This is a genomic window from uncultured Reyranella sp. (genome assembly GCF_945957355.1).
GTDB lineage: Bacteria > Pseudomonadota > Alphaproteobacteria > Reyranellales > Reyranellaceae > Reyranella.
This window is the reverse complement of sequence record NZ_CAMFKM010000012.1, coordinates 141,876-166,775: the sequence shown is the minus strand read 5'-3', so window position 1 is coordinate 166,775 and position 24,900 is coordinate 141,876. Positions and strand designations below refer to the sequence as shown.

Below are 24,900 nucleotides of genomic sequence, written 5' to 3'. Positions count from 1 at the left end.
CGGGAGCTTAGCCGCCATCCGCGGCGGCGCAATACCGCGCGCTATTGCGCCTCGATCTTCGCGAGCTTGATGTACTTCGTCCAATCCTCGCGCTCCTTGGCCACGAAGGCGTCGCACTGCTCGATCGTCCAGTCCTTCGGCGGCGGCAGGAAGCCGAGCTGCTTCACCCTCTCCAGCACCGCCGGCTCATAGATCGCGTCCATGATCAGGCGGTTCAGTTTCTTCTTGATGTCATTCGGGGTCTCCCGGCGCACCGAGAAGCACGAATAGGAGATGATCACATACTCCGGATAGGTCTCGGCGACGGCCGGGACATCCGGGAAGAGCGCAGAACGCTCCTTCGAGGTCACGGCCAGCGCGCGGACGTAACCCGAGCGAACGTAGCTCTCGCCCACCACCTGGTCGGGGAACACGCAGTCGACGCGGCCGGCGTTGAGATCCTGGATCGAGGCGACGGCGTCGCGATAGGCGACCTCCTCGAACTTCACGCCGGTCGTCACCTCGAACAGGGCGGCCGGAACGCGCGAGGAGGCGTTGCCGTAGCCCGAGAAGAGCGGCTTCGGCTGCTTCTTGGCGTATTCGACGAATTCCTTCACGGTCTTGTACGGTGCGTCCTGCTTCACCAGCATGAAGTTGCCGATCGTGCCGTTCACGGCGACCGTTGTGAAATCGGACGGCTCGTAAGTCATCGTCTTGTAGAGGCTAAAGTTGGCGGCCAGCGTGCTGGTCGAGCCCAGCAGGATCGTATAGCCGTCGGCCGGCGCATTCTTGACCTGCGTCGTGCCGATCATGCCGGTGGCACCGGGCTTGTTCTCGATGACGAACGGCTTGCCCGTCACCGTCTCGAGCTGCTTGCCGATCAGGCGCGAAATGATGTCGGTGGAACCGCCCGGACCGAACGGCACGAGGATCTTCACGAGGCGGGCGGGATAGGCTTCCTGCGCCCGCGCACCGCTACCCAGCGCGGCGGCGGCCGGAAGGCCACCCAGGGCAGCCAGGACATTTCTACGCTTCATTCTAACGCTCCTCGATCGATACGCGACCCGTATAGATCGGCGCGTTCAAAAGGCGAGCCCGTGTTGGCCCGCCGTTTCGGAGAGCGGCCGCATCCACGAAAAAGCCCTCCTCCGACGAAACGGAGGAGGGCCAATTGCCGCGCGGTGCGGTGATTTTACATGCCGAGCTGGCTGATGAACTTGGTGTTCAGGTAGGCCTCGAGCGCCTCGACGCCGCCCTCCGAGCCATAGCCCGAGTCCTTCATGCCGCCGAACGGAACTTCGGGCAGCGCCAGGCCATGGTGGTTGATCGACACCATGCCGCTTTCGAAGGCGGCGCCGACCTTGGTCATGGTCTTGCTGTTCGTGGTGTAGGCGTAGGCCGCCAATCCCCACGGCAGGCGGTTGGCTTCCTTCATCACGCCGTCGAAATCCTTGAACGACGAGATCGGCGCCAGCGGTCCGAACGGCTCCTCGTTCATGATGCGGGCATCGAGGGGCACGTCGGTGAGAACGGTCGGCTCGTAGAAGTAGCCCTTGTTGCCCTTGCGCTGGCCGCCGGTCTGCACCTTGGCGCCCTTGCCGATGGCATCGCTCACGAAGCCGTCGATTGCGTGCAGGCGGCGCTCGGCGACGAGCGGGCCCATGCGGGTGTCCTTGTCGAGGCCGTTGCCGACCTTCAGGTTCCTGGCGTAGGCCGTGAACTTCTCGACGAACTCCGGATAGACCTTCTCGTGCACCAGGAAGCGGGTCGGCGCGACGCAGACCTGTCCGGCATTGCGGAACTTGTTGGCGCCCAGGATGTTCACCGCCTGGTCGACGTCGGCATCCTCGAACACGATGGCCGGCGAATGGCCGCCCAGTTCCATGGTGACACGCTTCATGTGCGCGCCGGCCAGGGCCGCGAGCTGCTTGCCGACCGGGGTCGAGCCGGTGAACGTGATCTTCTTGATGATCGGATGCGGGATCAGATACTCGCTGATCTCCGACGGCACGCCATAGACGAGCTGGATGACGCCCGCCGGCACGCCGGCATCGACGAAGGCCTTGATGAGCTGGGCGCAGGAGCCGGGCGTGTCTTCCGGTCCCTTGATGATGATCGAGCAGCCCGTGGCCAGCGCCGCCGAGGCCTTGCGCACCACCTGGTTGATCGGGAAGTTCCACGGCGTGAAGGCAGCGACCGGACCCACCGGCTCCTTGGTCACGAGCTGATAGACGTTCTCGAAGCGTGCCGGGACGATGCGGCCGTAGGTGCGGCGGCCTTCCTCGGCCATCCAGTCGATGATGTCGCCGGCCAGCAGGGTCTCGCCCTTGGCCTCGATCACCGGCTTGCCCTGCTCCATCGTCATGATCGTCGCGATCTCGTCGGCGCGCTGGCGCATCAGCTCGGCGGCCTTGCGCATGATCTTGTAGCGGTCGAACGGCGAGACCTTGCGCCACTGCTGGAAGCCCTTCTCGGCGGCCTCGAGTGCGCGGTCGAGGTCGGCCTTCTCGGCATGGGCCACCTGGCCGATGACTTCTTCCGTCGCCGGATTGATCACCGGGATCGTCCGGCCGTTGGCGCCCTTGGTCCAGGCGCCGTCGATCATCAGGGATACGTCGCTGTAGCTCGTCATTGGTTCTCCTCCGTTGTCTCTAACTTCCGCGATAGGTCGAATAGCTCCACGGCGTGCAGAGCAGCGGGACGTGATAATGCCCCTCCGGCTCGGCAATGGAAAACCGTAAAGGCACGATGTCGAGAAAAGGCGGATCGCCCTGCTCGATGCCCCTGCTGCGGAAATGGTCACCCACGGCAAAGCGCAGTTCATAGCGGCCGATCGGCAGCGGCTTGCCGCCGATCAGCGGCGCGTCGGTGCGACCATCGGCATTGGTCGTGGCGGTTGCGATGCGATGCGCGCGATCACCGGCGAACTCGTAGAGCTCGACGGCGATCCCGACCGCCGGCCGCCCCGCATGGGTGTCGAGGACATGGGTGCTCAGGCGCCCGTTGACCCGCGGCATCCCCTCCCCCGTCACCTTGGCCGCCAACCGCAGTCGCGTGATGAAGGAGATTTCCTGCAGGGCGGTCGCGAATTCCGTGGCGGCGTCATGGCGCAGCCGGCGCTCGAACTGGGCCAGGACCGAATCGCGCGTGTGCCGGCGCACGCAGACGATGAAGGGAAAGCCGAACTTCGCCTTGTAGGCGTCGTTGAGGCGATGGAAGCGGGCGAACTCCTCCTCGGACAGCGTGTCGAGACCGACGCTCGCCTGTTCGTGCCGGGAGTCTTCGGTTACCGCCCCCGCCCGCGCCGCCTTGCCCGCGAGGTCGGGATGGCCGCAGACGAAGGCGAGCTGACGTTCGCGCGGCGCCGCGCGCACCACGCCCATCATCGCGTCGTGCAGCGCGGTGACCGTCGCGAAGGGCCTTTTGGAACACGCGGCTTCGGCGACCCACGGCGCCAGTTCGAACGTGTCGCCGACGGCGGCCACGAAATCGCCTGCGGTCGCGCTGTTGAGGTCGTCGAGGCTATGGATCATGCCGGCCGACCTAGCATGCGCAGAAGTCCGCCTCTATAGTCCCGGCCAGCAAAAACCCATGGGAGGAGCCGCAATGACCGGCCGCAAGACCTTCACCCGTCGACGCCTCGGGCAGTCCGCACTCGCCGGCGCCGCCCTCCTGGGCGCGCCGCTGCCGCTGCGTGACGCGTTTGCGCAGGGTGCGCCGGCCAACCTCAAGGTCGGCCTGCTACTGCCGACGTCCGGGCTGCAGGCGCAGATCGGCCAAGCCTGCAAGCGCGGCGCCGACGTGGCCAACGACGTGTTCGCCGACCTGAAGATGCCGGTGAAGCTCGAGATCGTGAACTACGACACGGAAACCAAGCCGGACGTCGCCCGCACCCAGGCCGAGAAGGCGATCGACGCGGGCTGCCACATCCTGGTCGGCGCCTTCGATTCCGGCCAGACCATCGCCATCGCCCAGGTCTGCGAGCAGCGCGGCGTGCCGCTGGTCGTGAACATCGCGGCGGCGCCGCAGATCACCGAGCAGGGCTACAAGTTCGTCGTGCGCAACTTCCCGACGGCGCCGATGCTGATCACCGGCGCGCTGGCCCTGCACAAGGAGATCTTCAAGGTCTCGGGCAAGACGCCGAAGACCGCCGTGCTGATGAGCGTGAACGACACGTTCGGCACCTCGATGATCAACGGCATCAAGGCGCTGTTCCCCAAGCTCGACATGCCCTACGAGCTGGTCGACACGATCAGCTACGACGCTGCCGCCAAGGACCTCTCGGTCGAGGTCGCCAAGGCCAAGGCCACCAAGGCCGAGCTGCTGCTTCCGGTCAGCCGCCTGAACGACGCTAAGCTGCTGGTGCAGGAGATGGTGAAGCAGCGCTGGGAACCGATGGGGGTCCTGAACCCGGGCGCGCCCGGCCTCTATGAACAGGACTTCCTCAAGACCATGGGCAAGTACGGCGAGTACATGATCTCGAACGTACCGTGGCTCGACCCGAAGTCGGCGATGACCCAGGCGCTCGAGAAGCGCCATGCCGCGAAGTTCCCGAACGACCAGCTCGACCTCAACGGCGGCTTCACCTTCGAGGGCATCCTGATCGCGGCCCAGGCCTGGCTCGCCGCCAAGTCGACCAAGCCCGGCGACCTCATGGAGGCGCTGCGCAAGATCAAGATCGACCAGCATGTGATGGTCGGCGGCCCGATCCAGTTCGACTCCAAGGGCCAGAACGTCAACATCAAGGCCACCGCGGTCGAGAACCTCAAGCGCAAGCCCACCGTCGTGCTGCCGCTCGAATCGGCCGCCGCGCCGCTCGTCTTCCCGATGCCGCCGTGGAACGACAAGCGCCGCACCTGATGGCCGACTAGCGCGTTGACAGCCGACTTCCTCCTTTCGCTGGCCCAGGCGATCACCAAGGGCCTGTTGACCGGCATGGTCTACGGGCTGATGGCGCTCGGCCTGTCGGTGATCTTCGGCGTGATGCGCGTGGTCAACTTCGCGCACGGCGAGATCATGGTCGTCGGCATGTATCTCGCCTGGATGGGCTTCGAATACCTGCAGGTCTCGCCGATGCTGAGCCTGCCGGTGATCGCGCTGATCTTCTTCGGCGCGGGCTACGCGCTTCAGCGCGCGGTAATCTCGCCGTTCATCGGCCGGCCCGAGCATCAGCAATTCCTGCTGCTGCTGGCCATCGCCATCCTGCTGGTCAATGTCTCGCTGGTCATCGCCGGTCCTGACGCGCGCGGCGTGCAGATGGACTCGCAGTTCGAATCCTATGAACTCGGCCCCTTCGTGTTCGATGCGGTGCGCGTTCACGCGGCAATGATGGCGGTGGTGATCGCGGGCCTGCTCTGGCTCTTCTTCACCCGCACCCGCACCGGCAAGTCGATCCGCGCCGCCGCCGACAACAATCTCGGCGCCCTCGTCGTCGGCCTCGACGTCCGCCGGCTCTACGCCTTCACCTTCGGCGTGGGCGCGGCCTGTGTCGGTGCCGCCGGCGCACTGATGATCACCATCATTCCGGTGACGCCCTTCCTCGCCGCCGAATACACGCTGCTCGCCTTCGTGATCGTGATCGTGGGCGGTCTCGGCAGCATGACCGGCGCGCTGGCCGGCGGCCTGCTGATCGGGGTCAGCGAGGCGGTGGCCGGGCTCCTGCTGCAGCCGTCGCTGAAGAGCATGGTGAGCTTCGGCATCCTCATCCTGGTGCTGCTGCTGCGGCCGCAGGGCCTGTTCGGCAAGAGCGGTCCATGAGCTTGCTCGCGCGACTGACCGGGGGCGTGCCCGCCCGCTCGCTGTGGGGCCTCGGCCTGCTGCTGGTGCTCCTGCTCGTGGCGCCGGCGCTGCTCGGGAAGTACGGCCTCTCCGTCCTGATCCTGGTCCTCTACTTCGCCTTCGTCGGCCAGGCCTGGAACATCATGATGGGCTTCGCCGGCCAGCTTTCGCTCGGCCACGCGCTCTATGCCGGCGTCGGCGGCTACATCGCCGCCGGTCTGTTCTTCCATTACGGGATCGGCCCCTGGGCCGGCGTCTTCGTCGCAGTCGCGGCGGCCGTCGCCGCCGGATCGATCGTCGGTTATCTCGGCTTCCGCTTCTCGCTGGCCGGCGTCTATTTTGCGCTGCTCACCATCGCCTTCAGCGAATTCACGCGCATCGCCTTCGATCACTGGGGCTGGGCCGGCGGTTCGGGCGGCCTCTTCCTCAAGGTCGACGCCACCTCCGACATCCTGAACCTGCGCGGCGGGCCGCTGCTCTTCTACTACGTGATCCTGGCGCTGGCGGCCGGCACCTTCGTGCTCTGCCGTCTCCTCCTGGAAAGCCGGCTCGGCCGTTATTGGCTGGCCATCCGCGAAGACCCGGAAGCCGCCCAGGCCGTGGGCGTGCCGGTCCTGCGTTGCAAGATGTTCGCGATCATGATCTCGGCCGCCCTGACGGCGCTGGCCGGCGTCTGGAACGCCTTTTACTACAACAACCTCTTCCCCGAGACGGCCTTCGCCATGGGCCGTTCCATCGAATTCACCCTGGCGCCGATCATCGGCGGGCTGGGGACGCTGTTCGGGCCGATCGTCGGCGCCGTGGTGCTGACCGGCCTCGGCGAGATCTTCACCGACCTCAGCGAGGTCTTCCACATCTCCGGCCTGAAGCAGATCTTCTACGGTCTCGCCCTGCTGGTGATCGTGATGTACCGCCCGGCCGGCGTCTGGCCGTGGATCGCCGACCGCCTGGGCTTCGGGGAGAAGCGGCGATGAGCGGCGCGCGGCTCGAACTCGATGCGATCGGCAAGAACTTCCGCGGCCTCCGCGCCGTCCACGACGTCTCCTTCGATGTCCCGGCCGGCGCCATCAACGCGCTCATCGGACCCAACGGCGCCGGCAAGACCACGATCTTCAACATGATCGCCGGCGTATACCGGCCCGACGGCGGTAGCGTGCGTCTCGACGGGCGGCAGATCTCCGGCCTGCGGCCCGACCTCGTCTGCGACGCAGGCGTTGGCCGCACCTTCCAGATCGTGAAGCCGTTCAAGGGACTGAGCGTGCTGGAGAACGTCACGGTGGGCGCCCTGCACCGCCGGCCGGCGCTTCCCGACGCCCGCGCCTATGCCGCCGACATCCTGATGCAGCTCGGCCTGCACGATCGCCGGCACCAGGCGGCCGAGAGCCTCACCTTGCCCGATCGCAAGCGCCTCGAGGTCGCGCGCGCGCTCGCCACCGAACCGAAGCTGCTGCTGCTCGACGAGGTGATGGCGGGGCTGAGGCCCACCGAGATCGACGTCATGGTGACGTTCCTGCAGGAGCTGAACCAGCGGAGCGGCCTCACCATCCTGCTGATCGAGCACGTGATGCGCGCGGTCATGGCGCTGGCCTCCAACATCGTCGTGGTGAGCTACGGCGAGAAGATCGCCGAGGGCACGCCGGCCGAGATCTCCCGCCACCAGGCCGTGCTCGACGTCTATCTCGGCGAGGCGGAGCCGGCATGAGCGCGCCCCTTCTGAAGGTCGAGAACCTCGACCTCTTCTATGGCGACGCCCAGGCGCTGGCCGGCGTGTCGCTCGAAATCGCCGAGGGCGAGATCGTGGCCATCGTCGGCGCCAACGGGGCGGGCAAGAGTTCGCTGATCCGCTCGATCCACGGCATCGAGAAGCCGGCCCGCGGCCATGTCCGCTTCGACGGCACCGACATAACGGGCTGGCCCACCTATCGCGTCTGCGAGACGGGCGTCGGCCATGTCGCGGAAGGCCGGCAGGTCTTCCCCAATCTCTCGGTACTGGAAAACCTCGAGATGGGCGCGACGCCCAAGCGCGCCCGGGCGCTCGAGAAGCAGACCCTCGAGCGCGTCTTCGCGATGTTCCCGCGCCTCGCCGAGCGGCGGCACCAGGCGGCCGGGACGCTATCCGGCGGCGAACAGCAGATGGTGGCGATCGGCCGCTGCCTGATGGGACAGCCGCGCCTCATCATGTTCGACGAGCCCTCGCTCGGTCTCGCGCCCACCATCGTGCAGGAAGTGTTCCGCATCGTGCGCCGGCTGAACGAGGAGGGCCTGACCATCCTCCTGGTCGAGCAGAACGTGATGGCGTCGTTGCGCATCGCCGATCGCGGCTACGTGCTGGAGAACGGCCGCATCGAACTCGAGGGCGCGGGCGCCGACCTGCTCACCAACGACCGGGTCCGGCAGGCCTATCTCGGTCTCTGAGGCGTTGACGCAAGCCACGGCCGGCTGCAATTCTCGGCCCTTCCGGAACTGACGCTGTCGCGTGCGACGCGGATCGGTCCGGGATGGCGCTGGCTCCTCCCGACGACGGGACGACCGCCCTTCCCCGGCAGACATTGCCCATGGGGAGAAACACCAAGTGAACCGTCGCGACATGCTCAAGGCCGGCCTCGCCGTCGGCGCAATCGGTCTCGTGCCGCGCCTCGCGTCTGCGCAGGCCGCCACCTACGCACCTGTGCCGAAGGGCTGGCGCACCTACGTTCTGACGACACGGGTGGAGCCGACGGCCGGCGCGACCAGGGCGTGGATCCCGCTGCCAACCTTCGAGGCTGCTGACTGGCAGCGTCCCGGCGCCATCACCTGGACGGGCAATGCGCGCCTCGTCGAACGTGTCCGGGATCCGAAGTACGGCGCGGAAATGCTCCGGGTCGAATGGTCGGCCGACCAGCAGTCGCCGGTGATCGAGGTCGTCGCCCAGGTCCAGGCTCAGAATCGCTCGGTCGTGCCCGGCCAGGGCAATGCCGCGCCCCTCAGCGACGCCGAGCGCAAGCTCAACCTGATGCCGACCACCTTCCTGCCGACCGACGGCATCGTGAAGGAGACGGCCGACGAGATCGTTCGCGGCAAGCAGGGCGATGTCGCCAAGGCGCGCGCGATCTACGACTGGGTGGTCGACAACACCTTCCGCAATCCCAAGACATTGGGCTGCGGCGTCGGCGACATCACCACGATGATCAGGACCGGCAACCTGAACGGCAAGTGCGCCGACCTGAACGCGCTCTATGTCGGCCTCGCCCGCTCGGCCGGGCTGCCGGCGCGCGATGTCTATGGCATCCGCGTGGTGCCGTCGGCGTTCGGCTTCAAGGCGCTGGGCGCCGGCTCGGAGGTCGTGTCGAAGGCACAGCATTGCCGCGCCGAGGTCTGGCTCACCGGTTCGGGCTGGACGCCGGTCGATCCCGCCGACGTGCGCAAGGTCGTGCTGGAAGAGCCGCCGGCCAACCTCGCGATGACCGATCCCAAGGTCGTCGCGGCCCGCCGGGCCCTGTTCGGCTCATGGGAGGGCAACTGGCTTGCCTACAATGTGGCGCACGATGTGAAGCTGCCGGGCTCGAAGGGGGATCCGATCGCCTTCCTGATGTATCCCCAGGCCGAGAATCGCGCCGGCTTCCTGGATTCGCTCGATCCCGACAAGTTCAAGTACCGCATCACGGCGCGCGAGCTTACGGTCTAGCCGCCCGGCCTGCGACGGGCGGGGCATTCCGCTCCGTCCCGATCCGCATTATATCCGGCGGATGAAAGCACCAACCGACGCGGCGGCGCATCTGTCGCCCGCCCGACTCGTGCATCGCTATTACCTCGCGATGTCGGTGCCGTTCCTGATCGACGCGGTCTCGGTGCTGGTCTATTCGGCGCTCAACAGCGCTCCGGAAGTCGTACTCCCGTCGCTGGCAATCACGACCCTGTTCCTCGCCCTGGGCGTCGGAGCCGGGGCCTGGCTCCTGATGCGGCCGATCCGGCATTTCATCGAGGGCCGTGCAACCTTCGGCGAAATCGAGCTCTCGCTGGCGCGCCTCCCGCGCCATTCCGCAACGATCGTCGGGGTGATGTATGCGCCGATGGTGGCGCTTCGCCTGCTTTCGCACCGCCTCGAGATCACCTTCGGCGCCACGCTGCAGCAGGTCGCCTGGCCCGACGTCATCGCCAACCTCACGGTCGGCACCGGCTTCAACGTCGTCCTCACCTTCTTCGTCGTCGCGGCCTATCTCGATCACCTGTGCGAGGAACTCTTTCGCACGAGAGGCGTGAACATCGGAACGTTCGGCGGCCGGTTCCGGCGCAAGGTGGCCCTCGCGATTCTCTTCGTGTCCTTCGCGACCATGGTACTGATCGCCGCCGACATGCTGAGCTACAGCGGCGATCGCCTGGTCCGCGAAGCCTCGTCCGACATCACGACCTCGGCGATCGGCACCGCCTTCATGTATTACTGGATATCGAACGCGCTGACCCGGCCGATCACGCGGCTGGACGGCGGCCTGCGCCGGGTCGCCGACAACGACTATACCGTCCGCCTGCCCGTCACCTCCGACGACGAACTCGGCCATGCCGCCAGCCGCTTCAACCAGATGGTCGAAGGCCTCGCCGAGAAGGCCTACCTGCGCGACACGTTCGGCAAGTATGTGAGCGAAACGGTCGCCGCCTCGATCCTGTCCAACCGCGGCAATACCGGGCGCAGCATCGATACCACGGCCGAAGCCACCCTTATGTTCACCGACATCGAAGGCTTCACAGGCCTTTCAGAGAGCACGACCCCAGGGGAGGTCGCAGCCCTCCTCAACGCCTATCTTCACACCGTCGTACCGGTCATCCAGCGCCATGGGGGCATCGTGAACAGCTTTATCGGCGACGGGCTCTTCGTGAGCTTCGGTTTGCCACGTCCGATGCCGGATCATGCCCGTGCCGCCATTGCGGCCGCGATCGAAATCCAGCAGGCCCTCTCCACGGCCCGGTTCGCACGCGACTTCACTCTCCCGACCCGCATCGGCCTGAACACCGGCCCAGTCATCGGCGTCACGATCGGGACCGACAACCGGCTCAGCTACACGTTGCTCGGCGATGCCGTGAACGTGGCTGCGCGAATCGAGCAGTTCAACAAGAAGTTCGGGACACGCATCCTGGCCGCCGAAAGCACGGTGGCGGCGGCGGGCGCCGAGGCCTTCTGCCAGCGTCTGGGTACGACCGACGTTCGCGGTCATCACGACGGCGTGGTCATCTACAACGTGGGAGCCCCCCTGTGACCGCGGCAGATGAGGACAAGCCCGTCGCCACGGCGGAGGAGATCGCCGCCCTGCGTCGACGCTATCTGCTGCGAGCCGTCTCGGCGGCCGGGGTCGACGTCGCTTTCACCGGCATTTTCGTCGCTTTCGCGGATGCCTGGGCCTATGCGCCACGGTCGATCGCCGTTGGCCTGTTCCTGCTGCTGGGCGTCAACGCGCTGGTCTGTCGGCGGCTTTTCCTCCCCATCGAAGAGTATTTGGGGGGACGGCACCCATTCGAGGAGGTGGAGCGCCGGATCACGCAACTGCCAATCCTGACGGCCTCGCGCGTGGCGCTGCTTGCCCTGGCGATGGTCGGGTTCCGGGTGACGGCACCGTATCTCTGGCCGGACGAAACCATGCGTGCCCTGCCCAGCCAGACGCTGGCCGATACCGTGGCGCTCCTCCTCGTGTTGCCGCTCTTCTACTTCACCTACATCTACTTCGTCATAAGCGACTATCTGGGCGACCTCTGCGGCTTCATCTTCAGGCGCACGGGCCAGAACCTGTCGCTGTTTTTCGGCCGCTACCGCCTGAAGCTCGCCATCGCCCTGCTCGTCATCTCTCTTGCGCCGATGACGGCGATCGTGATCGACCTCCTGAGCTATGACGGCGTAAAGCTGCAGTTCGAGATAGCCACCGACGTCGCCATCGCGCTGATGGGGGTCGCCGTCTCGGTCTACTTCATCTGGCGATCCCTGCTCCGCCCCATCCGCATCCTGTCCGGCGCCATGTCGACCGTCGCCGGCGGAGACATGTCGGTAAGAGTTCCCGTGACCTCGAACGACGAAGTTGGCGAGTTGACCGGCCAGTTCAACACCATGGTCGAGGGCCTGCGCGAACGCGAGCAGATCCGCGAAACGTTCGGCCGCTATGTCGACGAGAGCGTGGCCTCGACCATCCTGCAGCGCGGCGGCAACGGCGTGCTGGCCGGCGAGACACGCGAGGCAACGATCCTGTTCACCGACGTATCGGGCTTCACGACGATCGCCGAGAAGCTGCCTCCGGACCAGCTTTTCGGGGCGCTGAACGAATATCTCGAGACCGTCCTCGCTCCCATCCGCGCGCATGGTGGCGTGGTGCACACGTTCATCGGCGACGGTCTCTTCGCCTCCTTCAACATGCCGCTGGCCTGCCCCCATCATGCTTCGGCCGCGATCCATGCCGCCATCGATATCCAGCGCGCCGTTGCGGGCCGCAAATTCGGCGAGGCCGGAATCCCCTTCGTCACTCGGATCGGCATCAGCACTGGCGCGGTCATTGGGGGATCGGTCGGCGCCGGCCAACGGCTCAGTTTCACATTGCTAGGCGACACGGTGAACCTCGCCGCGCGCCTGGAAAAGTTGAACAAGGATCACGGCACGAGCATTCTCGTTTCGGAGACGACGTGCGCCGGTTGCGGGACGGAGTTCGTGTTCAAGCCGCTCGGCAGCACGGCCGTCCGTGGCCGAAGCGGGTCGATCGCCATCTTCACCATCGATACCGTCTGAGGTCGTCTTCATGAACCCGTCCGCCCTGTCACCGGATCAGATCGAACTGCAGGGGCGCGCCCGCGAACTGGCGGCCGGGCCCGTCACCCGGCGCGCCGCCGAGGTCGACCGCACCGAGCAATATCCCTGGGACAACGTCGAATTGCTCAAGGACGCAAAGCTGATCGGCATGACGATCCCCACGCAGTATGGCGGCCAGGGCAAGGGCTGGCTCGACGCCGTGCTCGCCATCGAGGCGCTGTCGTCCGCCTGCGCCGTCACCGGCCGCATCGCCGTCGAGACCAACATGGGCGCGATCAGCGCGGTCATGGCCTACGGCTCGGAAGAGCAGAAGAAGATGGCGGCCGACATGGTGCTGGCCGGCGACAAGCCCGCCATCTGCATCACCGAGCCCGACGCCGGCTCGGACGCCAACGGCATGACCACGCGCGCCGACAAGAAGGGCAACCGCTACGTCCTGAACGGCCGCAAGCACTGGATCACCGGCGGCGGCGTCTCCCGCCTGCACCTGATCTTCGCCAAGGTCTATGACGAGAAGGGCAAGTTCGAGGGCATCGGCGGCTTCCTCGCCATCCGCGACGAGACCAAGGGGCTGAAGATCACCAAGCGTGAGCCGACCATGGGCCTGCGCGGCATCCCCGAGGCGGTGATCGACCTCGAGGACATGGACGTGCCCCCCTCCTCCCTGGTGATCCCACCGCGCGGCCTGAAGAAGGGTTTTGCCGACCTGATGACCGCCTACAACAGCCAGCGTGTCGGCGCGGCTACGGTGGCGCTCGGCATCGCCGACGGCGCCTACCGGCTGGCGCTCGACTGGTCGGAGAAACGGCACCAGTTCGGCCGTCCGATCAACGAGTTCCAGGGCCTGCAGTGGAAGCTCGCCGACATGTCGATCAGGCTCGCGGCATCGCGCGCCCTGGTCTACAACGCCGCGCGCTCGGGCGAAGGCGGCTTCCCCGACATGCTGATGGCCGCCCAGGCCAAGGTGTTCACCTCGGAGAGCGCCATCCAGATCGTGAACGAGGCCCTGCAGTTCTTCGGCGCCCGCGGCTACAGCCGCGAACTGCCGCTCGAACGCATGGCCCGCGACGTCCGCATGTTCACCATCGGCGGCGGCACGGCCGAGGTCCTGCGCAACGTCGTGGCCGGTGCGCTGCTCAAGAAGAAGTTGCCGCAAACGCGGGACGGGTGGGACAAGGCTTAGATCGACGCGACCTCATTGGAGCGCGCCACTGAAGTGGCGCGCTCCAATGACTACCGGCCGAACCTGTTCCACTTGCCGTCGTTGCCGCGCATCAGGACGAATTCCTTGCCCTTCTTCGCGGGATCGTCGCGCGGCGTGCAGGAGACCGAGATCCATGACTGGAAGTCCCAGCGCGCCGAGCAGCTCTCGGTCGCGCAGGGAAGCTCGAACGCCGCCTCGGTCGCGAGCCCGTCGCCCGACGGCACGAGGATCGAAAGCGTGCCACGGGCCGGCTGAAGAGAGCAGGCGACCGTCAGGAACCGCGTCTTGTCCGACGCCCAGACCGGCGCGCCATGGACCGTGAACAGTCGGCCCGTGCGCTTCATCACCAGCGTCCAGGTAAAATCGTCGATGCCCGGCGTTCGCACGACGTAGATGCGACCGGGATCGTCATAGCGCTCGTAGAGATACTGATAGCCGGCGTCGCCGTAGGGGCAGTCCTGCAGTTCGATCGCCGTGCCGCCATCGATCGCCAGCCGCAGCCGGTCGCCGTGACGCGAGACATTGGGCGCGTCGGCCCTCAGGCGCTGCGCTTCCTGCGGCCATTCCATCGTCCGGCTCCCGCTCTCGTAGTCGGAGTGGGGTTGGCCATTCGGCACACAGGATTCGGCCTCATGCCCGGCGTGCTGCGAGCCTGCTTGTTGCGCGCCGATCGGCAGGGTGATCGGGAGGCAGGCCAACAGCACGGCCAGTGCGAGCCGGCGCATGCCCGCTCACCTGTTCGAGCTGGTCGCCGTCCAGCTTGCGCCACGACGACTGAGCCGTGCGACCTTACGCTCGCCGTCCGACTCGCCCACCTTGGTACAGGTCGAGGCGACCGTGTCGGCGCTCTCCCAGGCGAGCTTGCATTCGCCCTCGGCACAGGGGAGCTCGACCTTGGCCTCCTCCTTCGGCTGACCGTCCGATATGCTGAGCACGGCCATTTCCTCCCTGCCGTTCAGCAGATCGCAGATCGCGTAGGCAAAGCGCGTCCGGCCGGGCGACCAGACCGGCTCGCCCGGGATCGTGTAGATCCTGCCGGTCTTGCGCATCACCAGCGCGTAGAGGTTGTCCTCGTAGAAGTGGGTTCGAACGACATGGAACTCGCCGGCCTCGTCGTAGCGCTCGTAAAGATAGAAGTGCATGTCGTCGCCGAACGCGCAGTCCGACAGGGTCAGCACCTTGCCGCCCGAGATCGCGATGTAGAGCCGGTCGAACACCCGCCAGACGTCGCGGTTGTTTACATAGCGCCGCTTCTCCTCGGCCCAGCCCCGCGCGTTGGCCGGTGGCGTGTGGCTGCTCCACTCCCGCCATTGCTCGACGTCGTTCCAGGTTTCGGCCTTGCACGCGCCGGGCGGGTTCCATGGATCGACCGCGAGGGCGAGACGGGGGAGCAGCAAGATGACGCCAAGGCAAAGCAAGCGCACGAGCATGGGAAAGCCCCTACGTTGGACGCCGCAGCATAGTCTCCAGGCTTACCGAACGCAGCGTCGCTTCGGCGATTTCGTCGATCTCCGTCAGCACCCGTTGCAAGGCCCCGCCGATCTCCGTGTCTTCTCCAGGTTCCGGGGTACGGCTTCCGGGTGCGGGTTCGAACAGGGAAACGATGTCCATCAGGGTGATGCGCCGGCGGTTGCCGGTGAAGCGATAGCCGCCCGTCGCGCCGCGCCCGCCCTGCACGAAGCCGGCAGCCGAGAGCGTGCGCAGGACCTTGGCCAGCGAATGCGTCGAGACGCCGAAGCGCTCGGCGAGGTCGGCCGAGGACAATGTCTGCGCAGGATCGCGTGCCAGCTCGAGGATGGCGTAGAGGCCGAGCCGTGTCGCCGTCTGGAGCTTCACGGCAACTCCTTGTCGAGTTGCAGCGACGGCCCGGCAACCATGCCCTGGGCGCGGAAGAAAGACAGGATCAGGTGGTCCTTGCGATCGACCAGCGTGCGCACATGGGTGACGCCCTGGGCCTTGAAGCGTGCGGCCAGCGCCTCGAACAACGCACTGCCCGCCCCCTTCAGCCGCAGCCTGGGATCGACCTGGATGGCGAACACCCAGCCGGCCGGCGGCTGTCCGAATTCCCAGGCGCGCACCTCGCCGGCGATGAACCCGGCCAGCGCCCCCCTGGACGTTTCGGCGACCAGGAAGTGCCGCTCCGGCGGGCCGCCTGCATAACGGGCCAGCATGTCCTGCCAGTAGACCGCCTTCGCCTGCCCGGTCAGGCGGGTATCGAGCGCGGATATCGCTGAAAGGTCGGCCGGCTCGGCGGGGCGGATTGCAATCATTCGGAGCGATAGAATGCGCTTGCACCGGGAAAAGTAAATAGGTAATTCAGTACCGAATTACAGAATTAGGGAATGCCAATGGACTCCGCCGCCGCGCCCATCGACTTCCGCACCGATCCCAGCCGTTACAAGCACTGGAAGCTCGCGTTCGAGAACGGCGTCGCCTACTTGACGATGGACGTGAACGAAGAGGGCGGGCTGAAGCCGGGCTACAAGCTCAAGCTCAATTCCTACGATCTCGGCGTCGACATCGAACTGGCCGACGCCGTGCAGCGGCTGCGTTTCGAGCATCCCGAGATCGGCGCGGTGGTGATCCGCAGCCAGCGCGACCGCATCTTCTGTTCCGGCGCCAACATCAACATGCTCGGCCTCTCGACCCACGATCACAAGGTGAACTTCTGCAAGTTCACCAACGAGACGCGACTGGCCATCGAAGACGCCAGTACGCAGTCCGGCCAGACCTACATCTGCTCGATCAACGGCATCGCCGCCGGCGGCGGCTACGAGCTGGCGCTGGCCTGCGAGCAGATCCTGCTGGCCGACGATGGATCGAGCGCGGTGTCGCTGCCGGAGTTGCCGCTGCTGGCGGTGCTGCCGGGCACCGGCGGGCTCACCCGTCTCGTCGACAAGCGCATGGTGCGCCGCGACCATGCCGACTTCTTCTGCACCACGGCCGAAGGCCTGCGCGGCAAGCGGGCGCGCGAGTGGCGACTGGTCGACCAGCTCATTCCGCCCTCGAAGCTGGTGGAGCAGACGCAGAAGATTGCCGAGGAGGTGGCGGCCAAGTCGTCGCGTCCGAAGGATGCCAAAGGCATCGCGCTGCCGACGGTGGAACGGCAGATCGACGGCGACACGCTGCGTTACGCCAACCTCACCGTCGAGATCGACCGTGAGGGCCGTTCGGCAAAGTTCCGGTTGAATGGCCCCTCCTCCGCGCCTCTGGCTGACGTCCATGCGGCTGGTGCCGCCTTCTGGCCGCTGGCGCTGGCCCGCGACTTCGACGACGCGATGATGCATCTGCGCCTCAACGAGACCGAGATCGGCACCTGGGTTTTGACCAGCCAGGGCGACGGGGCGCTGGTCGAGGCCTACGATGACGTACTCGCGAAGAATGCCGACGACTGGCTGGTGCGCGAGATCGTGCTGTACTGGAAGCGCACCCTGAAGCGGCTGGATGTGAGTTCGCGCAGCCTGATCGCGCTGATCGAGCCCGGCTCCTGCTTCACCGGAACGCTTCTCGAGGTCGCCCTGGCGGCCGACCGTTCCTACATGCTGGACGGCGTGTTCGAGGGCTCGAACCTGCCTGCCGCCACGGTGCGGCTCACCGGCATGAACTTCGGTCCCTATCCGATGGGCAACGGGCTGACGCGCCTTGCGACCCGCTTTCTTCACGATCCGTCGCAAGTCGACGAGTTGAAGGGCGAGATCGGCGAGGCGCTGGATGCCGCCGCCGCCGAGGAAGCCGGCCTCGTCACCTTCGCGCCCGACGACATCGACTGGGAAGACGAGGTGCGCCTGGCCGTCGAGGAACGCGCCGGCTTCTCGCCCGACGGGCTGATCGGCATGGAGGCCAACCTGCGCTTCCCCGGGCCCGAGACGATGGAGACCAAGATCTTCGCCCGCCTCTCGGCGTGGCAGAACTGGATCTTCCAGCGGCCCAACGCGACCGGTCCGGAAGGCGCCCTGAAACTCTACGGCACCGGCAAGCAGAGCAAGTACGACCGCAAGCGGGCGTGAAGCGATGCAACACCCCCCAACCTCACCCTGAGGAGCGCTTCGCGCCTCCTCAGGGTGAGGTGATCTCCGGCAAGCAGGACTCGAAGGAGGCAATCATGGCCATCGACTACAGCCAGCTCATTCCCAACAACGTCGATCTCTCCTCGGACCGCCGCCTGCAACGCGCGCTCGAGAACTGGCAGCCGCGCTTCCTCGACTGGTGGAAGGACATGGGCCCCGACGGCACCTCGGCCTTCGACGTCTATCTGCGCACCGCCGTCTCCACCGACGCGAACGGCTGGGCCAATTTCGGCTACGTGAAGATGCCGGAATACCGCTGGGGCATCTTCCTGGCCGACCGCGATCCCGAGCGCCAGATCGCCTTCGGCGACAACAAGGGTAAGCCCGCCTGGCAGGACGTGCCCGGTGAAATGCGCTCGACCCTTCGCCGCCTGATCGTCACCCAGGGGGATACCGAGCCGGCCTCCGTCGAGCAGCAGCGCCTGCTCGGCAAGACCGCGCCCTCGCTCTACGACCTGCGCAACCTCTTCCAGGTCAACGTCGAGGAAGGCCGCCATCTCTGGGCGATGGTCTACCTGCTGCACGCCTATTTCGGCCGCGACGGCCGCGAGGAGGCCGAGGCGATGCTGGAGCGCCATTCGGGCGACCCCGACAAGCCCCGCATCCTCGGTGCCTTCAACGAAGCGACGCCGGACTGGCTCTCCTTCTTCATGTTCACCTACTTCACCGACCGCGACGGCAAGTACCAGCTCGCGTCGCTGGCCGAGTCCGGCTTCGACCCGCTGGCCCGCTCCTGCCGCTTCATGCTCACCGAGGAGGCCCACCACATGTTCGTGGGCGAGACCGGCGTGGGCCGCATCCTCCAGCGCACCTGCGAGTTGATGAAGGAACACAAGACCGACGACGTGCGCGGCCTCGGCGCCATCGACCTGCCGACCATCCAGAAGTATCTCAACTTCCACTTCTCGGTGTCGCTCGACCTGTTCGGCCAGGAAGCCTCGACCAATGCCGCAAACTACTACACACAAGGTGTGAAGGGCCGCTTCCTCGAGACCCGCATCGACGACGACCACCTGCTCACCAACGCGACCTACGAGATCGATTCGGTCGAGAATGGGCGTATCGTGAAGAAGGCGGTTCCCGCCCTGCAGGCGCTGAACGAGCGTCTGCGCCAGGACTACATCGACGACTGCGCCAAGGGCGTGCTGCGCTGGAACAAGACGATCGAGCGCGCCGGCATCCCGTTCGAGATGACCTTGCCGCACCGCGCCTTCGACCGGCAGATCGGCGCCTTCGCGGGCCTGCGCGTCTCGCCCGAGGGCAAGGTCCTGAGCGAGGCCGAGTGGATTGCCAACAAGGACAAGTGGCTGCCGACCGACGAGGACCGCGCCTACGTCACGTCGCTGATGGGCGCCGCCGTCACCCAGCCCGGCAAGTACGCCCACTGGATCGCCCCGCCGGCTCGCGGCATCAACAACCAGCCGGCCGACTTCGAGTACGTCCGCTTCAACTGACGCTCCCCGCAAGAAAAGACCCGCCTGCGCTTGGGGTCGCAGGCGGGCCGGGGAGCCTCCGGGTGTGACGGAGGCTGGGTGGCCGCCTTGGGGTTGGCGGCACTCGTTCACTGTGCCTCACCGGAGCCCGGCGGGGTTGTGACCAGCTTGTGGCTTGCGTCCCGGACGTAGCCTGAGGCACCTTGCGCCGTCTGATCTCAGCGCCAGCGAGTCCGTCTTGAGTCCTATCCAGTTCGCCGCCGTCGCCTTCGTCTGCATCATCATCAGTGCAATCGGCGGCGCCTTGCTGCGGAGCCGTCTGCCCGAGCATCATGTGAGCGGCGATTCCAAGGACGTCATCAAACTCTCGATCGCGCTGGTCGCCACCATGTCGGCCCTGGTCCTGGCGCTGCTCTTCGCCTCGACCCGCACCTCGTTCGAGCGCACCAGCGGCCTTGTGAGCCGCCTGACCGCCGACATCGCCGAACTCGACCGCGTGCTGAAGCATTACGGCCCGGAAGCGGAACCGGTACGGGCGGCCCTGCGCGGCGAGATCCAGCCGATGATCGATGCGATCTGGCGCGAGGACGCCGCAACCCGCGGTGCAACGCGTGACGAAAGCAAGGCCCCCGAAGAGGAGGTTCTCTACATGCTGCAGGATCTGCAGCCGTCCAGTTCGAAGCAGCGTGCGCTCCAGGCACGCGCCCTCCAGATCAGCACCGACCTGCAGCAGACACAGCTCGCGCTCTTCGCCCAGCCGACCGATTCGATCTCCAATACGTTTCTCGTGGTGCTGATCGTCTGGCTGATGTTCATCTTCGGCATCTTCAGCATATCGTCGCCGCCCAATCCGACATTGTTCGTCGTGATCGCGATCTGCATCCTCTCCGCATCCGCGGCCTTCTACCTGATCCTGGAACTCGGCCTGCCTTTCGGCGGGTTGATGCAGCTCTCGAGCGAACCGCTCAGGAACGTTCTCAAGTAGCCGGGCCACCGCCTAGCGCGTCCCGCTGGCCTTGATGCGCTCGATCATCGACTTGAGTCGCGCGCCGGAAACGAGTGTGTCGTGCAACGGCGTCAGGACCGAGGCGAAGCCCGCATAGTCGATGTCGCTGATGACCTGGATGCCCGCCGCCTCGGCCACCCGCCGGGCCGCCGCCTCATGGTCGTCCCACAGGCGTCGGTGAAAGGCGACCGAATCGCGGGCAGCGTCCCGGATGATCGCCTTTTCGCTGGAGGAAAGCGTCTCCCACACGTGCCGGGAAAAGAGCAGCACGCCGGGCGATCGGACATGCTGGGTCAGGCTGAAGGCCGTTGCCGCCCGATGGTGCTGGGAAGCGACGAAGGATGACCAGTTGCCGTCGGCCAGGTCGACGACCCCCGCACGCATCGAGGCCTGGCCCCGGAACAATGGCATCACCACCGGCTGAGCGCCCATCGCCCTTACCATGGGCGCCCAGTTCGAGGATTGCTGGATGCGATACTTCAAGCCGCGCAAATCCGCCGGCTTGCGCACCGGCTTGGTTCCATAGGTCGATCTCGGACCGACGTCATAAAAGCAGAGGCCAATGAAACCGGCAGGCTCCAGCGAGGCCAGGATCTCCTGGCCGATCGGTCCGTCGAGCACCTGCCGCTCGTGCTCGGTCGAGCGAAAAAGATAGGGGAGCGTAAGCACGACCGTGGTGGGCGCCGCGCTGTTCAGCACGGCGAGGCTCACCCGGGCCATGTCGAGCGTGCCGTTGCGGAGCTGGCCCAGCGTGTAGCTCTCCGTCGTATGATCGTCGGCGCCGAGATTCGACAGGTTGAGGCGGCCGTCGCTTCGTTCGCGCATCAGGTCGGCCATGTAGGCTACGGCGCGAACGGTCGGATAGTCGGCAGGAAAGACATCCGACGACGTAAAATCCCGCGCCCCTGCCGGCAGTCCGAGCATGAGGCTCGCGAGTACGACTGCAAGCTTGAAGACGCGCATGGCCTAGTATCGCTTCCAAAATACACTGCGTTAGAAACCGTACGGAACAGAAAAAGGTTGCGTCTGTGCTGAATTAATCTGCCGCTTTGTGTTCGCATCTCCTCGCGAGGTCGGCGGGCCGGCCGATGGTGGCGCGACTCGCGGCGTCCAGTTGCCTACCGGCAAAGGTGGCGCGGCTCTGCTTGGCGGGGAGGGGGCCGGCAGCGACCACTCCAGACGCGCCGCTGCACGGCGCAAGGGCCAGAAGCAAGGTCGTATCACATGCCCAAGCTAGACGATCCCAATGCAGGGGAGATGACTATCTGCGCATATGAAGGATGTGCGATTGCTCGCGTATCGCCTCGCGAGGCAACTCCACGCGACTCCAACTGTTGTACCGCCGGATTCGAGGAAGGAGCTGGCGATGAAAACGGTGCACCGGTTCTATGACAGCTACGCCCAGGCGCGGGCCGCCGTGATCGCCATCGAGCGGGCCGGCATACCTTCGTCAGACGTGAGTCTGATCGCCAATAGGCATGTCAGCGCAGAACATGATGAGGGCCCGGCCATATCGGAAACGGCCGCAGGCTCCGGCATCGGCGGCGTCGTTGGAGGCGGCGCCGGCCTGCTGGCGGGCCTGGGACTGCTGGCCATTCCCGGCCTCGGCCCGGTCGTCGCAGCAGGCTGGTTGGCCGCCACCGCCGTCGGTGCCGCCGCGGGCCTTGCCACAGGCGGTCTCATGGGCGCCCTGATCGGCGCCGGCGTCGACGAGGAGCACGCCGCCATCCATTCCGAAGCGATCCGTCGCGGCGGCACGCTGGTCGCGGTGCGCGTCCCCGACGATCAGGTCGGCCGCATCGAGGGCCTGATGTCGATCCACCGACCGGTCGATCCGACCCAGCGCGTCGCGGCCTGGCGGGCGGAAGGCTGGACGAGGTTTGATCCCGATGCCCCGCCGTATCGACCCAACGAGACCGAAATCGAACGAATGCGCCGTGAATGGCGCGACGAGGGAATGGGCAAGCAGGTCTGACGCGGGGGTCAGGGCGCGTCGGTCCTGATACGCTCGATCAGCGACCTGAGCTGGGGGTCGGACACGGCGGCGGGATGGAAGGGCGCGAAGGCCCTGGCAAAGGCGTCATGGTCGATGTCGCTTACGATCAGGACACCGGCCGCTTCGGTCTCACGACGGGCTGCCGCCTCGTGTTCGTTCCACAGCTGCCGATAGAAGACGATCGAATCGCGTGCGGAGGTGCGGATGATCGACTTGTCTTCCGGCGAGAGCGTGTCCCACACCCGCCGCGAGAACAGCAGCACGCTCGGAGGCCTGGCATGCTCGGTCAGGCTGAAGCTCGTCGCCTCGCGATGATGCTTCAGGGTGACGAAGGTCGACCAGGTTCCATCGGCTGCGTCGATGGCACCCGCGCGCATCGCGGCCGGGACCCGCGACTGCGACATAGGCACTGGCGCCGCCCCGAGCGCTCGCAACATTGGAGCCCAGATCGAAGACGGCTGAACGCGGTACTTCACGCCCCGCAAGTCGGCCGGCGAGCGGATCGGCTTCGTGCCATAGGTCGATCTCGCCCCGCCATCGAAGAACCCGAGGCCGATGACGCCGGTACTCTCCAACGAGGCCAGGATCTCCTCCCCGACCGGCCCATCGAGGACCCGCCGCTCGTGCTCGCTCGACCGGATGAGATAAGGAAGGGTCAGCACGAGGGTGGCCGGCACCGCGCCGTTCAAGGTGTTGAGGTTGATCCGCGCCATGTCGAGATTGCCATTGCGGAGCTGGGCCAGAGTGTAGTTTTCAGACTGCTGGCTGTCCGCGCCGAGGTTCGACAAGACGAGGCGATTCCCACTGCGCTCGCGAATGAGATCGCCCATGTACGCCGTGGCGCGTACGGTCGGAAAACTCGACGGATAGATATCCGACGAGACGATATCTCGGGCCGTCGCCGACGGCCCGGGCATCAGGGCGGCCAGAACGGCGGCTAACCCAACGATGCGCATGGCCGGCTCGCTGCAATCAACTGCGTCCGAACCGTACAAAGCTTCGACAGGTTTCGCAATGCAGACCCGCTATGGGCTGCGCGCGAACGGGCTCGCCCGTGGAACCGATGGCGGGCCCGAGCTCCTCTCGCGCAAACTGGCTTCGCTAGAGCGTTCCGCCCGAGATCAGGTCGAAGCGGGAGCGAATTTCGGAGACGGTCGGCGCCTTGTCCGCCTCCATCTCGGGAAATTCCTTGGCGAGATCGGCCCGGTCGAACTCGTCGAGATGCAAGTCGGCGGCGGCATGATCGTCCGGCAAGGCGTTCAAGGCGTTGTGCAGGTGAAACAGGTGCCAATGCGCCGGCGCCGAAATCGCATCCGACTCCAGCTGTGCGAGCCGCTCCCGAAAGCGCTGCAGCACCTTCTTTCTTTCCTCCGACATCACCGCTCTCCCCTCATTTCCGATGGCTGTCCGTATGGTGCGCGTTCAAACGGTGGCCGACAAGCCGTTCGAGAGGGCATTGGGCGATAACGCATTTCCGGAGGAACTGTTCCTGGCATTTACCGGGAAACTTTCACAGTGGCTTTCGCGTTGATCGGACACAAACGAGGAGTTTGACCATGCAGAAGATCAGCACTGCTGTCGTCATCGGCAGTCTTGTTCTGGTGCCGCTGTCGGCCATGAGCCAGAATCTTGCGTCGGCGCCCCATGCGGCGCCGGTCGCGAAGTCCGACCATATGCTCTTCATGGAGAGGGGCACGTCGCGCGTCCCCCCGTCGGCCATGGAGACCATTCGCAGCGCCGCCGACGCGGCCAGGTCGTCGCCGGTTCGCATCGAGGGCCGCGCCGAATACGCCAATGCGGTCAAGCAGGAGCTTGTTCGCCACGGCGCTCCGGCGGGCGCGATCACCGTCGATCCGTCGCCCGTACCGCCATTGGTCAAGGCGGGCGACGGCGTAACCGACCCCACCGATCGGGGCGTGACGATACGATTCTAGGCCCTGGCGAAGTGAACGGGAGTCATACGAAGGCCCGCCCGGTCTTTCCGGGCGGGCGCTTTTGCATCCGCGATCGGGCGATCACGTAAAGGAAACCCGCCCTGGTGAACCAGGGCGGGCTCCTGCAGCCCCTCGGGGGAGAGGAACGGTTACGGGAACCGTCAAAGGCTACACTGGTCCAACGCCGGGCCACGCGGGAGGTTGCGTGCGATCACAAGAAGACCGCGCTCGACAAAAAGGACCTGACGTCGAACGGGCGGCCCATCCTCCGCACGCGCCTCAATCCGCCGATACACGACCGTCGCGATCCACCGTCAGGACGACTTCCGTCTTTCCCCGCAACGCGCGTGCGCGCCACGATCCATCCGGACCCGGCGTGATGTTCTTCACAGCCTTGTAACCGTCCGCCTCGATGGCACTCTTGGCAAAGCCCCCGCCCTCGACCTCGAAAGGTCCCGTCGATTGGCTGGGCTGCGTTGCGGACGCCGGTTCGACAACCGGCGCCAATTTGACCGGCGGGCGCTCGCGCATCTGCAGCGGCACCGGAGCCTGGCGAACCTCGACGGCCGACTTGGGCACGGTGGCGACCGAATCGGGGCTGACCGGGACCGTCGCGGCTCTGGCCGACGCCCCCAAAGGCGCGCCATTCGGCAAGGGCGCCAGCAGGTGGGCGCCGACGACACCGGCCAGCAGTACAGTGGAAGCGAGCACAAACGCGGGGCCTTGCTTCATCGAACTCCATCCCG

At 66.2% G+C, this 24,900-nt stretch carries 25 protein-coding genes; 14 read left to right on the top strand and 11 right to left on the bottom strand.

Annotation, left to right across the window (positions count from 1 at the left end):
* Window positions 1-41 precede the first annotated feature (41 nt).
* From Q0Q48_RS19840 to uraD, 3 genes are all read right to left on the bottom strand, one after another.
* Window positions 42-1,016, bottom strand: a complete 975-nt coding sequence (locus tag Q0Q48_RS19840; protein ID WP_295141391.1) for a tripartite tricarboxylate transporter substrate binding protein — start codon at window positions 1,014-1,016, stop codon at window positions 42-44.
* A gap of 155 nt (window positions 1,017-1,171) precedes the next feature.
* The gene (locus tag Q0Q48_RS19835) at window positions 1,172-2,611 is read right to left on the bottom strand and encodes an NAD-dependent succinate-semialdehyde dehydrogenase (protein ID WP_295141388.1); all 1,440 of its coding nucleotides are present in this window, start codon (window positions 2,609-2,611) and stop codon (window positions 1,172-1,174) included.
* A 19-nt stretch (window positions 2,612-2,630) separates the two neighbouring features.
* On the bottom strand, window positions 2,631-3,512 hold the full coding sequence (gene uraD / locus Q0Q48_RS19830) for a 2-oxo-4-hydroxy-4-carboxy-5-ureidoimidazoline decarboxylase (RefSeq protein WP_295141384.1): 882 nt from the start codon (window positions 3,510-3,512) through the stop codon (window positions 2,631-2,633).
* 73 nt (window positions 3,513-3,585) lie between these two features.
* Between uraD and Q0Q48_RS19825 the strand changes: the two genes are divergently transcribed.
* The 9 genes from Q0Q48_RS19825 (at window position 3,586) to acdA (ending at window position 13,697) form a co-directional block, all read left to right on the top strand.
* On the top strand, window positions 3,586-4,839 hold the full coding sequence (locus Q0Q48_RS19825; protein WP_295141381.1) for an ABC transporter substrate-binding protein: 1,254 nt from the start codon (window positions 3,586-3,588) through the stop codon (window positions 4,837-4,839).
* A gap of 15 nt (window positions 4,840-4,854) precedes the next feature.
* The gene (locus Q0Q48_RS19820) at window positions 4,855-5,736 is read left to right on the top strand and encodes a branched-chain amino acid ABC transporter permease (protein WP_295141379.1); all 882 of its coding nucleotides are present in this window, start codon (window positions 4,855-4,857) and stop codon (window positions 5,734-5,736) included.
* Window positions 5,733-6,731, top strand: a complete 999-nt coding sequence (locus tag Q0Q48_RS19815; RefSeq protein WP_295141376.1) for a branched-chain amino acid ABC transporter permease — start codon at window positions 5,733-5,735, stop codon at window positions 6,729-6,731. Before Q0Q48_RS19820 ends, Q0Q48_RS19815 begins: the two co-directional genes overlap by 4 nt.
* Window positions 6,728-7,459: an ABC transporter ATP-binding protein gene (locus Q0Q48_RS19810; RefSeq protein ID WP_295141373.1), complete on the top strand. Its 732-nt coding sequence runs from the start codon at window positions 6,728-6,730 to the stop codon at window positions 7,457-7,459. Before Q0Q48_RS19815 ends, Q0Q48_RS19810 begins: the two co-directional genes overlap by 4 nt.
* The gene (locus Q0Q48_RS19805; protein WP_295141370.1) at window positions 7,456-8,172 is read left to right on the top strand and encodes an ABC transporter ATP-binding protein; all 717 of its coding nucleotides are present in this window, start codon (window positions 7,456-7,458) and stop codon (window positions 8,170-8,172) included. The genes Q0Q48_RS19810 and Q0Q48_RS19805 overlap by 4 nt, the downstream gene beginning before the upstream one ends.
* 157 nt (window positions 8,173-8,329) lie before the next feature.
* On the top strand, window positions 8,330-9,421 hold the full coding sequence (locus Q0Q48_RS19800; RefSeq protein WP_295141367.1) for a transglutaminase family protein: 1,092 nt from the start codon (window positions 8,330-8,332) through the stop codon (window positions 9,419-9,421).
* 61 nt (window positions 9,422-9,482) lie between these two features.
* Window positions 9,483-10,985 carry an adenylate/guanylate cyclase domain-containing protein gene (locus Q0Q48_RS19795; protein ID WP_295141365.1) on the top strand — a complete coding sequence of 501 codons (1,503 nt, stop codon included), beginning with the start codon at window positions 9,483-9,485 and terminating at the stop codon, window positions 10,983-10,985.
* Complete coding sequence (locus Q0Q48_RS19790) at window positions 10,982-12,493, top strand: adenylate/guanylate cyclase domain-containing protein (protein ID WP_295141363.1); 1,512 nt, start codon at window positions 10,982-10,984, stop codon at window positions 12,491-12,493. Before Q0Q48_RS19795 ends, Q0Q48_RS19790 begins: the two co-directional genes overlap by 4 nt.
* Window positions 12,494-12,503: 10 nt before the next feature.
* Complete coding sequence (gene acdA, locus Q0Q48_RS19785) at window positions 12,504-13,697, top strand: 3-sulfinopropanoyl-CoA desulfinase (RefSeq protein ID WP_295141361.1); 1,194 nt, start codon at window positions 12,504-12,506, stop codon at window positions 13,695-13,697.
* A gap of 50 nt (window positions 13,698-13,747) precedes the next feature.
* Here acdA and Q0Q48_RS19780 read toward each other — a convergent pair whose 3' ends face one another.
* Genes Q0Q48_RS19780 through Q0Q48_RS19765 form a run of 4 tightly spaced genes read right to left on the bottom strand, consistent with a single transcriptional unit; the run spans window position 13,748 to window position 15,988 of the window.
* Window positions 13,748-14,443, bottom strand: coding sequence for a hypothetical protein (locus tag Q0Q48_RS19780; protein ID WP_295141358.1), 696 nt, complete (start codon window positions 14,441-14,443; stop codon window positions 13,748-13,750).
* A 6-nt stretch (window positions 14,444-14,449) separates the two neighbouring features.
* On the bottom strand, window positions 14,450-15,115 hold the full coding sequence (locus Q0Q48_RS19775; protein WP_295141357.1) for a hypothetical protein: 666 nt from the start codon (window positions 15,113-15,115) through the stop codon (window positions 14,450-14,452).
* A gap of 43 nt (window positions 15,116-15,158) precedes the next feature.
* The gene (locus Q0Q48_RS19770; RefSeq protein WP_295141356.1) at window positions 15,159-15,554 is read right to left on the bottom strand and encodes an Rrf2 family transcriptional regulator; all 396 of its coding nucleotides are present in this window, start codon (window positions 15,552-15,554) and stop codon (window positions 15,159-15,161) included.
* Window positions 15,551-15,988, bottom strand: coding sequence for a GNAT family N-acetyltransferase (locus Q0Q48_RS19765; protein WP_295141355.1), 438 nt, complete (start codon window positions 15,986-15,988; stop codon window positions 15,551-15,553). The genes Q0Q48_RS19770 and Q0Q48_RS19765 overlap by 4 nt, the downstream gene beginning before the upstream one ends.
* A gap of 78 nt (window positions 15,989-16,066) precedes the next feature.
* Between Q0Q48_RS19765 and boxC the strand changes: the two genes are divergently transcribed.
* The 3 genes from boxC to Q0Q48_RS19750 all read left to right on the top strand — a co-directional run bounded on the left by boxC (window position 16,067) and on the right by Q0Q48_RS19750 (window position 20,203).
* Window positions 16,067-17,725 carry a 2,3-epoxybenzoyl-CoA dihydrolase gene (boxC, locus tag Q0Q48_RS19760; protein WP_295141354.1) on the top strand — a complete coding sequence of 553 codons (1,659 nt, stop codon included), beginning with the start codon at window positions 16,067-16,069 and terminating at the stop codon, window positions 17,723-17,725.
* A gap of 95 nt (window positions 17,726-17,820) precedes the next feature.
* Window positions 17,821-19,239 carry a benzoyl-CoA 2,3-epoxidase subunit BoxB gene (gene boxB, locus Q0Q48_RS19755; RefSeq protein WP_295141351.1) on the top strand — a complete coding sequence of 473 codons (1,419 nt, stop codon included), beginning with the start codon at window positions 17,821-17,823 and terminating at the stop codon, window positions 19,237-19,239.
* Window positions 19,240-19,456: 217 nt separating this feature from the next.
* Complete coding sequence (locus Q0Q48_RS19750) at window positions 19,457-20,203, top strand: hypothetical protein (protein WP_295141349.1); 747 nt, start codon at window positions 19,457-19,459, stop codon at window positions 20,201-20,203.
* Window positions 20,204-20,215: 12 nt separating this feature from the next.
* Here Q0Q48_RS19750 and dctP (Q0Q48_RS19745) read toward each other — a convergent pair whose 3' ends face one another.
* Window positions 20,216-21,187 (bottom strand): TRAP transporter substrate-binding protein DctP, encoded by a 972-nt coding sequence (dctP, locus tag Q0Q48_RS19745; RefSeq protein ID WP_295141348.1) that lies wholly within the window; start codon window positions 21,185-21,187, stop codon window positions 20,216-20,218.
* A 403-nt stretch (window positions 21,188-21,590) separates the two neighbouring features.
* On the opposite strand from dctP (Q0Q48_RS19745), the gene Q0Q48_RS19740 reads away from it, so the two are divergent.
* Window positions 21,591-22,199, top strand: a complete 609-nt coding sequence (locus Q0Q48_RS19740) for a hypothetical protein (protein ID WP_295141347.1) — start codon at window positions 21,591-21,593, stop codon at window positions 22,197-22,199.
* An 8-nt stretch (window positions 22,200-22,207) separates the two neighbouring features.
* Here the strand turns inward: Q0Q48_RS19740 and dctP (Q0Q48_RS19735) are convergent, their stop codons facing one another.
* Together dctP (Q0Q48_RS19735) and Q0Q48_RS19730 are read right to left on the bottom strand one after the other, a co-directional pair.
* Window positions 22,208-23,176: a TRAP transporter substrate-binding protein DctP gene (dctP, locus tag Q0Q48_RS19735; protein ID WP_295141344.1), complete on the bottom strand. Its 969-nt coding sequence runs from the start codon at window positions 23,174-23,176 to the stop codon at window positions 22,208-22,210.
* A 145-nt stretch (window positions 23,177-23,321) separates the two neighbouring features.
* Window positions 23,322-23,597 (bottom strand): hypothetical protein, encoded by a 276-nt coding sequence (locus tag Q0Q48_RS19730; protein WP_295141341.1) that lies wholly within the window; start codon window positions 23,595-23,597, stop codon window positions 23,322-23,324.
* A gap of 179 nt (window positions 23,598-23,776) precedes the next feature.
* Here Q0Q48_RS19730 and Q0Q48_RS19725 point away from each other — a divergent pair, with 179 nt between their 5' ends.
* Window positions 23,777-24,154, top strand: a complete 378-nt coding sequence (locus tag Q0Q48_RS19725) for a hypothetical protein (protein WP_295141340.1) — start codon at window positions 23,777-23,779, stop codon at window positions 24,152-24,154.
* A gap of 279 nt (window positions 24,155-24,433) precedes the next feature.
* Here the strand turns inward: Q0Q48_RS19725 and Q0Q48_RS19720 are convergent, their stop codons facing one another.
* Window positions 24,434-24,886 carry a hypothetical protein gene (locus tag Q0Q48_RS19720; protein ID WP_295141339.1) on the bottom strand — a complete coding sequence of 151 codons (453 nt, stop codon included), beginning with the start codon at window positions 24,884-24,886 and terminating at the stop codon, window positions 24,434-24,436.
* Window positions 24,887-24,900 lie beyond the last annotated feature (14 nt).